This is a genomic window from Methylobacillus sp. MM3 (assembly GCF_001645185.1).
Classification (GTDB): domain Bacteria; phylum Pseudomonadota; class Gammaproteobacteria; order Burkholderiales; family Methylophilaceae; genus MM2.
The window spans coordinates 177,885-190,028 of record NZ_LXTQ01000011.1; the positions used below are offsets into that span (position 1 = coordinate 177,885).

The 12,144-nt window shown below is 55.1% G+C and carries 15 protein-coding genes and 1 tRNA gene; 14 read left to right on the top strand and 2 right to left on the bottom strand.

The window, feature by feature from the left end:
* The first annotated feature begins 2 nt into the window (after nucleotides 1–2).
* The 3 genes from A7976_RS05095 to A7976_RS05105 all read left to right on the top strand — a co-directional run bounded on the left by A7976_RS05095 (nucleotide 3) and on the right by A7976_RS05105 (nucleotide 889).
* Complete coding sequence (locus tag A7976_RS05095; protein ID WP_067108036.1) at nucleotides 3–305, top strand: integration host factor subunit alpha; 303 nt, start codon at nucleotides 3–5, stop codon at nucleotides 303–305.
* Nucleotides 286–702 carry a MerR family transcriptional regulator gene (locus A7976_RS05100; RefSeq protein ID WP_067108039.1) on the top strand — a complete coding sequence of 139 codons (417 nt, stop codon included), beginning with the start codon at nucleotides 286–288 and terminating at the stop codon, nucleotides 700–702. The genes A7976_RS05095 and A7976_RS05100 overlap by 20 nt, the downstream gene beginning before the upstream one ends.
* A 110-nt stretch (nucleotides 703–812) precedes the next feature.
* Nucleotides 813–889: transfer RNA gene (locus A7976_RS05105), tRNA-Pro, on the top strand.
* Nucleotides 890–936: 47 nt separating this feature from the next.
* On the opposite strand, the gene A7976_RS05110 is transcribed toward A7976_RS05105, so the two are convergent.
* Nucleotides 937–1,212: a cupin domain-containing protein gene (locus A7976_RS05110; protein WP_067108042.1), complete on the bottom strand. Its 276-nt coding sequence runs from the start codon at nucleotides 1,210–1,212 to the stop codon at nucleotides 937–939.
* Between the two features lie 147 nt (nucleotides 1,213–1,359).
* Here A7976_RS05110 and A7976_RS05115 point away from each other — a divergent pair, with 147 nt between their 5' ends.
* Nucleotides 1,360–1,749, top strand: a complete 390-nt coding sequence (locus A7976_RS05115; RefSeq protein WP_067108045.1) for a VOC family protein — start codon at nucleotides 1,360–1,362, stop codon at nucleotides 1,747–1,749.
* Nucleotides 1,750–1,816: 67 nt separating this feature from the next.
* Here A7976_RS05115 and nadB read toward each other — a convergent pair whose 3' ends face one another.
* Entirely contained in the window at nucleotides 1,817–3,439 is a 1,623-nt protein-coding gene (gene nadB, locus A7976_RS05120; protein WP_067108049.1) for an L-aspartate oxidase, read from the bottom strand.
* 155 nt (nucleotides 3,440–3,594) lie between these two features.
* Between nadB and rpoE the strand changes: the two genes are divergently transcribed.
* The 10 genes from rpoE (at nucleotide 3,595) to era (ending at nucleotide 12,140) form a co-directional block, all read left to right on the top strand.
* The gene (gene rpoE, locus A7976_RS05125; RefSeq protein WP_067108052.1) at nucleotides 3,595–4,194 is read left to right on the top strand and encodes an RNA polymerase sigma factor RpoE; all 600 of its coding nucleotides are present in this window, start codon (nucleotides 3,595–3,597) and stop codon (nucleotides 4,192–4,194) included.
* Nucleotides 4,194–4,673 carry a sigma-E factor negative regulatory protein gene (locus A7976_RS05130; protein ID WP_067108053.1) on the top strand — a complete coding sequence of 160 codons (480 nt, stop codon included), beginning with the start codon at nucleotides 4,194–4,196 and terminating at the stop codon, nucleotides 4,671–4,673. Before rpoE ends, A7976_RS05130 begins: the two co-directional genes overlap by 1 nt.
* Entirely contained in the window at nucleotides 4,673–5,644 is a 972-nt protein-coding gene (locus A7976_RS05135) for a MucB/RseB C-terminal domain-containing protein (protein WP_067108056.1), read from the top strand. The genes A7976_RS05130 and A7976_RS05135 overlap by 1 nt, the downstream gene beginning before the upstream one ends.
* A 15-nt stretch (nucleotides 5,645–5,659) precedes the next feature.
* Complete coding sequence (locus A7976_RS05140; RefSeq protein WP_067108058.1) at nucleotides 5,660–6,145, top strand: SoxR reducing system RseC family protein; 486 nt, start codon at nucleotides 5,660–5,662, stop codon at nucleotides 6,143–6,145.
* Entirely contained in the window at nucleotides 6,138–7,541 is a 1,404-nt protein-coding gene (locus A7976_RS05145; RefSeq protein WP_067108061.1) for a DegQ family serine endoprotease, read from the top strand. The genes A7976_RS05140 and A7976_RS05145 overlap by 8 nt, the downstream gene beginning before the upstream one ends.
* Nucleotides 7,542–7,643: 102 nt before the next feature.
* Nucleotides 7,644–9,437: a translation elongation factor 4 gene (gene lepA / locus A7976_RS05150; RefSeq protein WP_067108064.1), complete on the top strand. Its 1,794-nt coding sequence runs from the start codon at nucleotides 7,644–7,646 to the stop codon at nucleotides 9,435–9,437.
* A 2-nt stretch (nucleotides 9,438–9,439) separates the two neighbouring features.
* On the top strand, nucleotides 9,440–10,186 hold the full coding sequence (lepB, locus tag A7976_RS05155) for a signal peptidase I (protein WP_067108067.1): 747 nt from the start codon (nucleotides 9,440–9,442) through the stop codon (nucleotides 10,184–10,186).
* Nucleotides 10,187–10,197: 11 nt separating this feature from the next.
* Nucleotides 10,198–10,581: a DUF4845 domain-containing protein gene (locus tag A7976_RS05160; RefSeq protein WP_067108071.1), complete on the top strand. Its 384-nt coding sequence runs from the start codon at nucleotides 10,198–10,200 to the stop codon at nucleotides 10,579–10,581.
* Nucleotides 10,582–10,585: 4 nt separating this feature from the next.
* Nucleotides 10,586–11,251, top strand: coding sequence for a ribonuclease III (gene rnc / locus A7976_RS05165; protein ID WP_067108074.1), 666 nt, complete (start codon nucleotides 10,586–10,588; stop codon nucleotides 11,249–11,251).
* A gap of 7 nt (nucleotides 11,252–11,258) precedes the next feature.
* Entirely contained in the window at nucleotides 11,259–12,140 is an 882-nt protein-coding gene (gene era, locus A7976_RS05170) for a GTPase Era (protein WP_067108077.1), read from the top strand.
* The last annotated feature ends 4 nt before the right edge of the window (nucleotides 12,141–12,144 follow it).

Genomic DNA, 12,144 nt, shown 5'->3' on the forward strand with positions numbered 1-12,144 from the left:
GCATGACACTTACAAAAGCAGATTTGGCCGATATGCTGTTTGAGCAGGTCGGGTTGAATAAAAGGGAAGCCAAGGACATGGTCGAGGCGTTCTTCGAAGAAGTTCGGAGTTCGCTTGAAGCCGGCGACAGCGTAAAGCTGTCCGGTTTCGGCAATTTCGAATTGCGCCAGAAATCCGAGCGTCCGGGCCGCAATCCGAAAACAGGGGAAGAAATACCGATCACCGCACGCCGTGTGGTGACATTCCATGCCAGCCAGAAGCTGAAAAGCAAGGTAGAGGAAAACTATGGCGGAGCCGGCAACTAAGGTAGTGTTGCCGCCCATCCCCGCCAAACGGTATTTCACGATAGGCGAGGTGAGCGAGTTATGCGGCGTCAAGCCGCATGTGCTTCGCTATTGGGAGCAGGAGTTTACACAGCTCAAGCCGGTAAAGCGTCGCGGTAATCGCCGCTATTACCAGCATCATGAAGTCCTGCTGATCCGTCGTATCCGCGAATTGCTTTACGAGCAGGGATTCACTATCAGTGGCGCACGCAATCGATTGGAAGAGGTCGATGTCCGGGAGGGGCACGCGTCAACAGGCGCTCCCTCTAGTGCGATGACTGCACCCATGCCGGTTGCCACTGCCCCCGATTCATCATTCGATTTTTCGCATTTGCGTGGCGAATTGCAAAGCGTCCTGGCGATTTTGCGCGCTTCTTAGCTCGCAATCATTGCAATAGCTTCTTCTTGAAGCAAGGCGTTTGGCGGAAGCCGGGCTTTCCGTTATAATGCCGACCTTCGTTCGCAAGCATGCAGCTTGTGGCGACGGTTCGGGGCGTAGCGCAGCCTGGTAGCGTACTTGCATGGGGTGCAAGTGGTCGGAGGTTCAAATCCTCTCGCCCCGACCAATCGAGATTTAAAAGCCGGGAATTTTTCCCGGCTTTTTCATTTTTGGCTATCCGAACTGGTAATGCTTGCGCAAGGGTTGCCTGACATCCCAGGTGCAGGACATGCCGGCTGGAAAAGTCACCAGATCGCCCTTGCCGAATTTCACCGGTTCTCCGCCCTGGGGAGTGACCACGACCTCGCCCTCGAGGACATATGCGACTTCCTGCTCGCTATAAGTCCAAGGAAAAGTTGATACTTCTTTTGACCAGGTCGGCCACGACGAGACCCCAAGCGTACTGAGGCGAGAGGTATCCGGATTGTGTTCCACAGTGATTTTACTCATGCTGGTATCCTTTCTGTTTGCAAAAGAAAATCCGAAACGGAAGTGTATGTTATTCCTGATGCGAGCAGACTTCCAGCCTGTGAGCTTGCGGGCGCGGCGTGCCGGGCATAGAATTTTCCGACTAATCATTCTCTTGGAAGCGTCGCTTTGCCTGCTACCGGATTCAATCATTACAACTTGCGCGCGCCTCGTGCATTGCTGGATGAACTCAAGGATTTCTACTGCGATGTTCTCGGGCTGACGATGGGCGAGCGGCCTGCGTTCAGGAGTTTCGGTTACTGGCTATATGCGGGCGGCCATGATGTCTTGCATTTGAGCGAGACGGCACCGGGAGAAATGCGCGCCACGCATGTGGCTACCACATTCGATCATGTCGCCTTCACTTGCACCGATCCGGGGGGAATGGAGGAGATTCTTGTCGATCGGCGAATCGAGTTTGGTGAACGCTTTATCGACCAAACCGGCACCAAGCAGATTTTCTTTCGCGATCCCGCCGGTAATGGCGTTGAGCTGAATTTTTCGATGCCGAAAATCTGATTGGTAGCAGGTTCTCTGTTTCGCCCACAATCAGCCAGTGCTAGGGTTGAGTACTGCTGTATAACTCTTAATGCTTGTGATGCTTCTGGCCATGCTTATGATCCAGCAGGCTGTAGTAATTAAGCGGCGTTAGGACAGTCGGGATCGCATCCGGCAACATATCCGGATGATCCTTGCTGTAGTGCAGTCCTCGGCTTTCCTTGCGTTCCATCGCGCATTTCACGATCAATTCGGCGATCTGCAATAGATTCCGGAGCTCAATCAGGTCGTTGTTGACGCGGAAATTACTATAAAACTCGTGTACTTCGTCGCGCAGCAGATGGATGCGATGCATCGCGCGCTCCAGACGCTTGTCGGTGCGGACGATGCCGACGTAATTCCACATGAAGCGGCGCAATTCGTCCCAGTTCTGCGTGATGACCACTTCTTCGTCGGCATCCGTGACTCGGCTTTCATCCCAATCCGGCAAGGGCAGGAGCTCTGCGGGCGGACCGGAGAGAATGTCTTTGGCGGCGGCATTGGCATAGACCATGCATTCAAGCAGGGAGTTGCTCGCCAGGCGATTGGCGCCATGCAGGCCGGTGCAGGCGGTTTCGCCGATGGCGTAGAGGTTGGGAATATCCGTCAGCGCGGCCTCGTCGGCCAGCACGCCGCCACAACTGAAATGCACGGCAGGAACCACCGGAATCGGCTGCTTGGTGATATCGATGCCAAGCTCCATGCAGCGGCGATAAATGGTCGGGAAATGCGACAGAATGAAGTCTGCCGGGCGATGGGAGATATCCAGGTAAACGCAATCGAGGCCGCGTTTTTTCATCTCGAAGTCGATCGCTCGCGCTACAACGTCACGGGGCGCGAGTTCTTCGCGCTCGTCATGTGCGGGCATGAAACGCGTGCCGTCCGGCAGTTTGAGCAAGCCGCCTTCACCGCGTACGGCTTCGGTAATAAGGAAGGACTTGGCCTGCGGATGATAGAGGCAGGTAGGGTGGAACTGGATGAATTCCATGTTGGCCACGCGGCATCCCGCGCGCCATGCCATGGCCACGCCGTCGCCGGTGGCAACGTCCGGATTGGTGGTGTAGAGATAAACCTTGCCTGCGCCACCCGTGGCGAGAGCGGTATGCTGCGCCGAGAGGGTGATGACCTTGCCGCTGGCTTTGTCCAGCACATAGGCGCCCAGGCAGCGATCCTTGCGTTTTCCCAGCTTGCGTGCGGTGATCAGGTCTACCGCGATATGGTTTTCAAGTACGGTGATGCCGGGATGGGCGCATACCTTGGCTGCAAGCGTTTCCTGCACGGCATGGCCGGTGGCGTCGGCAGCATGAATGATGCGGCGCTTGCTGTGGCCGCCTTCGCGTGTCAGATGGTAGCCGCTGTCGTCTTCCTCGCGCGTAAAAGGCACGCCTTGCTCGATCAGCCACTCCACGGTTTCACGGCCGTGCGTGACTACATAGCGGGTGACTTCGGGATCACATAGCCCTGCGCCTGCAATCAGAGTATCTTGAATGTGCGCCTCCAGCGAATCTTCGTCGGTCAGTACGGCTGCGATTCCGCCTTGCGCCCAACTGCTGGCACTATCGTTGAGATTGCGCTTTGTGACGAGGCAGACTTTTTTGTGTGGAGCGAGTTGCAGCGCCAGGGTGAGGCCAGCCAGACCGCTGCCGATAATCAGGACATCGAAACGTAACACGATTTTTTCTTGGAAGATGAACCAACCGAAGTGTACTGCTGTCTCTAACCCCCGTATAGAGTTACGGCAAAATCGCCGTGCGCGGTATACTGATGAGCGGCTCCAGTCATTAGGAAATACATGCTCATCGATAATAATTCAGGGAGAACGCCCGCATGGGCGAGCGTGAACTAGATCAGGAATTGGTTGAGCGTGCTCAACGCGGGGACAAGGCTGCCTTCGACTTGCTGGTGCAGAAGTACCAGCGCAAGCTGGGGCGGTTGCTGTCGCGCATGATACGAGATCAGGCGGAAGTCGAGGATGTAGTGCAGGAGGCTTTTATCAAGGCTTATCGCGCATTGCCGAACTTCCGTGGAGACAGTGCTTTTTACACCTGGCTGTATCGTATCGGCATCAATACTGCCAAGAATTATCTGGTGGCAATGGGCCGACGGCCACAGGTGAGCACCGAGATCGAAGTGGAAGATGCGGAAAATTTCGAGGATGGTCAGGATTTACGCACGATAGATACCCCCGAAACGGAACTCATGACCAAACAGATTGCCCAAACCGTCAACGATACGGTAGCGGCATTGCCCGAGGAATTGCGTACCGCTATTACATTACGCGAAATCGAAGGATTGAGTTATGAAGAGATCGCGACTTTGATGGGGTGTCCTATCGGTACCGTCCGGTCCCGTATCTTCCGTGCGCGCGAAACGATTGCCGAGAAACTGCGGCCTTTGCTGGATACCCCCGAAAACAGGAGATGGTAATGAAAGACCAGATATCAGCCTTGATGGATGATGAGTTTGATGTAGATGCCTCGGACCATTTGTTCGAGGCAATGAAAAAAGATGGCGAGTTTTATGAGTGTTGGTCGACATACCATCTTATTGGCGATGCGATGCGCGGCAATCTTGAATTAAGCCCCGACTTTCATCAGCGCGTGATGCAGCGCATCGAATCCGAACCTACGGTCCTTGCCCCGAAACGCAAGTTGGCAGTGAAGCGCACACACCTGATGTCGCTGGCTGCTTCGGTCGCTGCGGTCATGTTTGTAGGATGGATGGTGTTGCAACAGCAGGCGCAAGCTCCCACGCAGGATTTGCCGGCCACTTCCGTGGCGCAGGGCAATGTCTCTCCCGAATCCATGAACTCTTATCTGCTTGCTCATCAAGAGCTTGCTCCCGAAAGTGGAATGCAGACTTCCTATTATGTGCGTCCGGTGACTTACTCGGAGAATGGTAACTAATGCTGCGCCAGGTTGTGCGACATGTCCTTGTCTTATTGCTACTTTTACCATTATCGGCATTAGCTGCATCGGAAGATGATCTTTGGGTTGTCCTTGAAAAAGCAGGCCAGGCCGCGCACAAACTGAATTACAAGGGTATTTTCGTTTACCAGTCGGGCCGTAATGTCAGTTCGATGGAGATCATCCACATGAATTACGCCCAAGGTGAATATGCCCGCCTCGTTTCCTTGGATGGGCAGCCGCGTGAGGTGTTTCGTCAAGGCAATGATGTCGTGATCTACAATCCTCGCAACGAAAAGGTCATTATCGAAAGAAGGCGTATTCAGAATTCCTTCCCCGCCCTGCTCCCTGGATTGCCGGAAAGCCTTAATGCAAGTTATCAGGTTCGCAAGGTCGGGCACGAGCGTGTCGGGGGCCGCGACAGCATCATCATTTCCCTTGAGCCCCGTGATCCCTATCGTTACGGCTATAAATTTTCGGTGGATCGTGAATTCGGTCTTCTGCTCAAGTCGGTCATGCTGAACGAACACAATGAAATGATCGAGCAGGTGGCTTTTAGCCAGCTTTCATTGATGAATACGCAGGATATGGACTGGTTCCGTCCGGAAGTGTCGCCTGGCAAAACATATGAGATGCAACCTGAGGAAACAGTGACGCCCGCCTTGCTGGAAGGTGAGGGTTGGGTGGTGGCTCAATTGCCTCCCGGTTTCCGCAAGGTTGAGCAGGTAAGGCGCAAGGTTCCCGGCAAATCATTTCCTGTCCATCATCTGGTGTTTTCAGATGGTCTGGCTTCGGTCTCGTTGTTTATCGAAACGCTCGAAAAAAATGCCAAGCCCAAACTGGGCCTCCTTGCCCAAGGGGGCACGAATGTTTACGCCAATGCCCTGGACGGGTATCAAATCATCGTGGTAGGTGAAGTGCCCGAAGCCACGGTCAGGCAGATTGCAAACGCAGTCAGTTTTAAAAAATAAACTGGTTAATTAGTCATGATTGAAGAGCAAGCTATTGTCGTCGATGTCGATCGGGACATGGCTTTACTGGAAATCGTGCGCAGCAAGCCCTGCGGCCTTTGCGGCCAGACGCGCGGCTGTGGCGTATCGATCTGGGGGAGGCTGCTGGGGCATCGCAATTCGGTTGTCCGGGCAGAAAATCAAATTAACGCCCAAGCCGGCGACAGCGTAGTTGTCGGTATCGATGAGAAGGCGTTGCTGGCCAGTTCCCTGGCCGCTTACGGTGTTCCTTTAATTTCACTGCTTATCGGTGCTGGATTGGGTGGTTCCTTTGCCGCTGCCCCAGCCAATGCGGATGCCTATGCATTAAGCGGTGCCGGGTTGGGGTTGGCGCTAGGCTTGCTCTGGCTGCGCGGTCATGCCGCGCGGCGGACGAGCGGCAGTTACCGGCCGATTGTCTTGCGGCAGTCCATACCCGGCCTCAATGGAAAAATTTGTAAAAGAGGTAATTTGAATGATTAAAAAAGCCTTTGCTGCATCGATTTTTATTTTTGCTTTTGCAATGCCTTCCTTTGCGAAGGAGTTGCCTGACTTTACCGAGCTCTACGAAAAGCAGGGCCCGGCGGTAGTGAATATCAGCACAACCCAGACCATACATGCTGAAGGACAGGGAGTCATGCCCTTCCCCAACGTGCCGGAAGATGATCCGTTTTATGAGTTTTTCCGCCGCTTCGCCCCGCCGGGCGGGGGCGGCCCTGGCCAGGACTACAAGACGCAGTCCCTGGGCTCGGGGTTCATCATTAGTGCCGACGGTTACATCCTGACCAATGCACACGTCGTCAATGAAGCCGATGAAGTGCTCGTCAAGCTGACGGACAAGCGCGAGTTCAAGGCCAAGATCATCGGTATCGACCGCCGTACCGATGTTGCCCTGGTCAAGATCGAGGCCGCCAATTTGCCGCGTGTCGTCTTTGGCGACCCCGGACAACTCAGAGTAGGCGAGTGGGTAGTGGCCATCGGCTCACCGTTCGGCCTCGAAAACACAGTGACTGCGGGTATCGTAAGCGCCAAGGGGCGCGCGCTGCCGCAGGAAAACTACGTGCCGTTCATCCAGACCGATGTTGCCATCAATCCCGGCAATTCGGGTGGTCCGCTTTTCAATCTGAAGGGTGAGGTCGTCGGCATCAATTCTCAGATTTTCAGTCGCAGCGGCGGTTACATGGGCCTGTCTTTCGCGATTCCTATCGATGTCGCGATGGAGGTGCAGAATCAGTTGAAGTCCAGCGGCAGGGTAACGCGCGGCTGGCTGGGCATCAATATCCAGGAAATTACCCGAGAGTTGGCCGATTCCTTTGGCATGAAAAATACCAATGGTGCGCTGATTGCGGGCGTCGAAAAGGGCAGTCCTGCTGAAAAATCGGGGCTGCTGGCAGGTGACGTCATTCTTAAGTTCGATAATAAGCCCATCAACACGTCATCCGATCTGCCGCGCGTTGTCGCTGGCACCAAGCCCGGCAAGGAAGTGAATGTGGAGATTCTGCGCAAAGGGGGTGGTCGCAACATTTCTCTGACGGTGGGTGAAATGCCCTCTGACGACAAAGAGGAAGCTCGTCCGGCAAAGGGGCCTGCCAAAGCCGAGCCGAACAAGATTGGTTTAACGCTGCGTGAGCTGACGCCGCAGCAGAAGAAGAAACTGAATGGCAAGAGCGGCTTGCTGGTGATCGGCGCTGAAGGTACGGCCGGCCAGGCCGGCATTCGTCGCGGCGATGTTATTCTGGCGGTGAACAACAATGAGGTTCAAAGCCTGGAGCAGTTCAACAAGCTGGTTGGCGGGGCGCAATCGGGAAAGACGGTTGCATTGCTTGTACTGCGAGGCGACAGTACCTTGTACATTCCGGTAAAAGTGAACGGAAAGTAGTCTCTTCGGGTGCGGATTCCACTGCTTTGCGGTAAAATCCGCGCTCGAACAGCCTGTTAAGCAAGAAGGGCGCCTTTTCGGCGCCCTTCTTGCTACCTGAAAATGAAAAACATCCGCAATTTTTCGATCATCGCTCACATTGACCACGGCAAATCCACGCTGGCTGACCGTATCATCCAACTCTGCGGCGGCTTGTCCGACCGGGAAATGGAGGCCCAGGTGCTGGACTCTATGGACCTGGAGCGCGAACGTGGCATTACCATCAAGGCGCAGACCGCCGCGCTGAATTACAAGGCGCGTGACGGGCAAGTTTATCAGCTCAACCTGATCGATACCCCGGGGCACGTGGACTTTTCGTATGAGGTCAGCCGCTCGCTTGCGGCCTGTGAGGGGGCGCTGCTGGTCGTGGATGCTTCGCAAGGCGTTGAAGCCCAATCCGTCGCCAACTGCTATACCGCCATCGAACAGAACGTCGAAGTCGTGCCGGTGCTGAACAAGATCGACCTGCCTTCGGCCGATCCCGAGCGTGTGATTCAGGAAATCGAAGACATCATCGGGGTAGAGGCGACCGACGCGGTGCGTTGCTCGGCCAAGACCGGCGTTGGTGTTGAAGACGTGCTCGACTCTGTTGTTGCGAAGATTCCGCCGCCGGTCGGCGATCCTGCTGCGCCGGTCAAGGCGCTTATCATCGATTCCTGGTTCGATAACTACGTCGGCGTGATCATGTTGGTGCGCGTGGTGGATGGCACGATCAAGCCCAAGGACAAGATACGCCTGATGGCGACCGGTGCCGAACACCTGTGCGAGCAGGTCGGCGTATTTACCCCGAAGTCGCGTCAACGCGAGAGCCTGTCTGCCGGTGAAGTGGGTTTCATCATCGCCGGTATCAAGGAGCTGGCCAATGCCAAGGTTGGCGATACCGTGACTCTGGCAAACAAGCAGGCCGCCGCGCCGTTGCCGGGTTTCAAGGAAATCAAGCCGCAGGTGTTTGCTGGTCTCTATCCCGTGGAATCCAACCAGTATGAAGCGCTGCGCGATGCGCTGGAAAAGCTGCGCCTGAACGATGCCTCGCTGCAGTTCGAGCCGGAAGTGTCGCAGGCACTGGGCTTCGGCTTCCGCTGCGGATTCCTCGGTCTCTTGCATATGGAGATCGTGCAGGAACGGCTGGAGCGCGAATACGACATGGACCTCATCACCACCGCGCCAACCGTGGTGTACGAGATCGTTACCAAGGCGGGCGAAGTGGTGCTGGTGGAGAACCCCTCCAAGCTGCCCGAACCGTCGCGCATCGAGGAAATCCGCGAGCCCATTATCACAACGACTATCCTGATGCCGCAAGAATATGTTGGACCGGTGATGACGCTGTGCAACAACAAGCGCGGCGTACAGCGCAACATGCAGTATATGGGGCGGCAGGTAATGCTGACTTATGAAATGCCGCTGAACGAAGTGGTGCTGGATTTCTTTGACAAATTGAAATCGACCTCGCGCGGCTACGCTTCCATGGATTACGAGTTTCTCGAGTTCCGCACTGCCGATCTGGTGAAACTGGATATTCTCGTGAACGGTGACCGGGTGGATGCGTTGTCGCTGATCGTGCACCGGGGCAACAGCCAGTATCGCGGACGCGAATTGGCTGCCAAGATGCGCGAGCTGATCCCGCGCCAGATGTTCGACGTAGCAATCCAGGCGGCCATCGGCGCCAATATCATCGCACGTGAAACAGTGAAAGCCATGCGTAAGAATGTGCTGGCAAAATGTTATGGCGGCGACATCACCCGGAAAAAGAAACTGCTGGAAAAGCAGAAGGAAGGCAAAAAACGCATGAAACAAGTGGGCAACGTTGAAATTCCGCAGGAGGCGTTCCTCGCCATCCTGCGTGTGGAGGATAAATAATCATGCTGTTCGCCCTGTTCATGCTCGCGGCCCTGGTACTTACCGGTGCCGTCTGGCTGTTGGACATCTTCTATCTGCGCAAGGTACGTGCCGAAGGCAAGGCCGAGTCGTGGGTCGTGGAATACTCCAAGAGCTTCTTCCCGGTGATCCTCGCGGTTTTCATGATTCGCTCCTTCCTGGTCGAGCCGTTCAAGATTCCTTCCGGATCCATGATGCCGACCTTGCTGGTGGGCGACTTCATCCTGGTCAACAAGCATACTTATGGTTTGCGCGTGCCGATCCTGAACAATACCTTCTTTGAAATGAATCACCCGCAACGCGGCGAAGTCATGGTGTTCCGCTATCCGCAGGACCCCTCGATGGACTACATCAAGCGTGTCGTTGGTCTTCCCGGCGACCGCATTGAATATCGCGATAAGCATCTTGTGATCAATGGCCAACCGCTTGAAGTAGGGCTGGACGGTGATTACGAATATGTGGCTCCGGGCCTCAACCGCATCGCTGCCAAGCTGTACAAGGAAACGCTGGGCGCACATAAGCACGATATTCTGTTGGTGGACGATGCTCCCGTGATCGATGGCGAAGTCATTGTGCCGCCTGGCCATTACTTCGTCATGGGCGATAATCGCGATAACAGCAATGACAGCCGTTTCTGGGGTTTTGTGCCTGAAAACAATATCGTCGGCAAGGCGTTCATGATCTGGTGGAATTTCGATAATTTCGGCAGAATTGGCGACACCATTAAATAAGGGGAGATGCCATGCGCAAGCAAAAGGGTTTTACTTTCTGGAGCCTGACGTTCACGGTGGGTATGATCGCTATCGTTGCTTTATTGACGATGAAACTATTCCCGGCGTATGCGGAATTTTTCGCGGTCAAAAAAGCCATCAACCGGATGGCGAGTGCAGGTAACCTTTCCAGTATGGAAAAAAACGAAATCCAGCGCGCGTTTGATCGATCCCAAGGCATTGACGATATCCACAGCGTTCAACCTAAGGATCTTCAAATTACCCGGAACAGTTCCGGAGAAACCGTGGTCACGGCGGATTACGAAGTCGTGATTCCCTTGGTTGCCAATGTCAGTGCCTTGCTGAAATTCCACGCATCTACGGAAGACTCGCCGGCAGGAAAGTCCTTGCCTTAACTTAATGACCCAATCGGCACTGGTCCGGTATCTCGGCCATGATTTTACGAACAATGCGCTGCTGATTCAGGCACTGACGCACCGCAGCCATAGCGTACCCAACAACGAGCGGCTGGAATTCCTCGGCGATGGCGTGTTGAATTGCGTTATCGCCCATCTGCTTTATCGCCGCTTCCCCAAGCTTCCCGAAGGCGAATTAAGTCGTTTGCGCGCGCATTTGGTCAGGGAAGCCACTTTATGTGAAATTGCCCTCGGTTTGTCGCTGGGTGAATATATGCGCCTGGGCGAGGGAGAGATGAAAAGCGGGGGATGGCGGCGCCCGTCGATGCTGGCGGACACGCTCGAAGCATTGCTCGGCGCGGTATTTCTCGATGCGGGGTTTCCTGCTGCCGAAGCTGTTGTCGAAAGACTTTATTCTCCGCTGCTCGAAAACCTCGATCCCAAGTCCCTGGGCAAAGATCCAAAGACATTCTTGCAGGAATATCTGCAAGGTCGCAAACTGGCCTTGCCGGAATACGTCCTGCTGGCGACGGAAGGCGAGGCACACTGTCAGGTTTTCCGCGTGGAATGTCGTATTCCCGCACTTAAAGTCCATGCCCAGGGTGCCGGCAACAGTCGGCGCGCTGCGGAACAACAGGCTGCGCAAGCAGCGTATGAATTGCTGAAATAGGCTCAAAATGACTGATTTTCGTTGCGGCACCATTGCTATCGTCGGACGCCCCAATGTCGGGAAATCCACGATGCTCAATCATATTCTGGGAGCCAAGCTCAGCATCACTTCGCGCAAGGCGCAGACGACGCGCCACCGGCTGCTCGGTATCCACACCACGGAGGATGCGCAGTACCTGTTCGTGGATACCCCCGGCTTCCAGTTGAAGCACATCAATGCGCTCAACCGCGGCATGAACAAGACGGTGAAGCAGGTCATGTCCGAAGTGGATGTGGTCCTGTTTGTGATCGAGGCCACCCGTTTCGGCGATGCCGACCGCAAGGTGCTCGACATCCTGCCCAAAAACACTCCGGTGCTACTGGTTATCAACAAGGCCGATCTGCTGGAGGATAAAGGCCAGTTGCTGCCTTTCATACAGGAGCACGGCGGTGTATTTCCGTTTGCGGCCATCGTGCCCATCAGCGCCAAGCGCAGCCTCAATCTTGAGGATCTGTTGTCCGCGATCCGGCAGCACTTGCCTGAGCAGCCCGCAATCTATGGCGAGGACGAGCTCACGGATCGCAACGAGCGTTTTCTCGCAGCTGAACTGATACGTGAAAAAATATTCCGCCTGCTCGGTGAAGAGTTGCCTTATTCGGTCGCCGTGGAAATCGAGAAATTTGAGCAGGAAGGAGCTTTGCGCCGCATCCATGCCGCCATCATCGTCGACAAGGAGGGCCAGAAGCCCATCCTGATCGGCAAGGGCGGCGAGAAGCTCAAGCAGATTTCCACCGAGGCGCGGCAAGACATGGAAAAGCTGTTCGGCGGCAAGGTCTGGCTGGAAACCTGGGTGAAGGTGCGCGGCGGCTGGGCGGATGATGAGCGGGCACTGAAAAGCCTGGGTTATTGATCAG

Coding starts and splice junctions, on each gene's coding strand:
- A7976_RS05130 (WP_067108053.1), top strand. CDS start 4,194: ATGAAAGACCAGATATCAGCCTTGATGGATGATGAGTTTGATGTAGAT.
- A7976_RS05140 (WP_067108058.1), top strand. CDS start 5,660: ATGATTGAAGAGCAAGCTATTGTCGTCGATGTCGATCGGGACATGGCT.
- A7976_RS05095 (WP_067108036.1), top strand. CDS start 3: ATGACACTTACAAAAGCAGATTTGGCCGATATGCTGTTTGAGCAGGTC.
- A7976_RS05135 (WP_067108056.1), top strand. CDS start 4,673: ATGCTGCGCCAGGTTGTGCGACATGTCCTTGTCTTATTGCTACTTTTA.
- era (WP_067108077.1), top strand. CDS start 11,259: ATGACTGATTTTCGTTGCGGCACCATTGCTATCGTCGGACGCCCCAAT.
- A7976_RS05110 (WP_067108042.1), bottom strand. CDS start 1,212: ATGAGTAAAATCACTGTGGAACACAATCCGGATACCTCTCGCCTCAGT.
- A7976_RS05160 (WP_067108071.1), top strand. CDS start 10,198: ATGCGCAAGCAAAAGGGTTTTACTTTCTGGAGCCTGACGTTCACGGTG.
- lepA (WP_067108064.1), top strand. CDS start 7,644: ATGAAAAACATCCGCAATTTTTCGATCATCGCTCACATTGACCACGGC.
- lepB (WP_067108067.1), top strand. CDS start 9,440: ATGCTGTTCGCCCTGTTCATGCTCGCGGCCCTGGTACTTACCGGTGCC.
- A7976_RS05145 (WP_067108061.1), top strand. CDS start 6,138: ATGATTAAAAAAGCCTTTGCTGCATCGATTTTTATTTTTGCTTTTGCA.
- rnc (WP_067108074.1), top strand. CDS start 10,586: ATGACCCAATCGGCACTGGTCCGGTATCTCGGCCATGATTTTACGAAC.
- rpoE (WP_067108052.1), top strand. CDS start 3,595: ATGGGCGAGCGTGAACTAGATCAGGAATTGGTTGAGCGTGCTCAACGC.
- A7976_RS05100 (WP_067108039.1), top strand. CDS start 286: ATGGCGGAGCCGGCAACTAAGGTAGTGTTGCCGCCCATCCCCGCCAAA.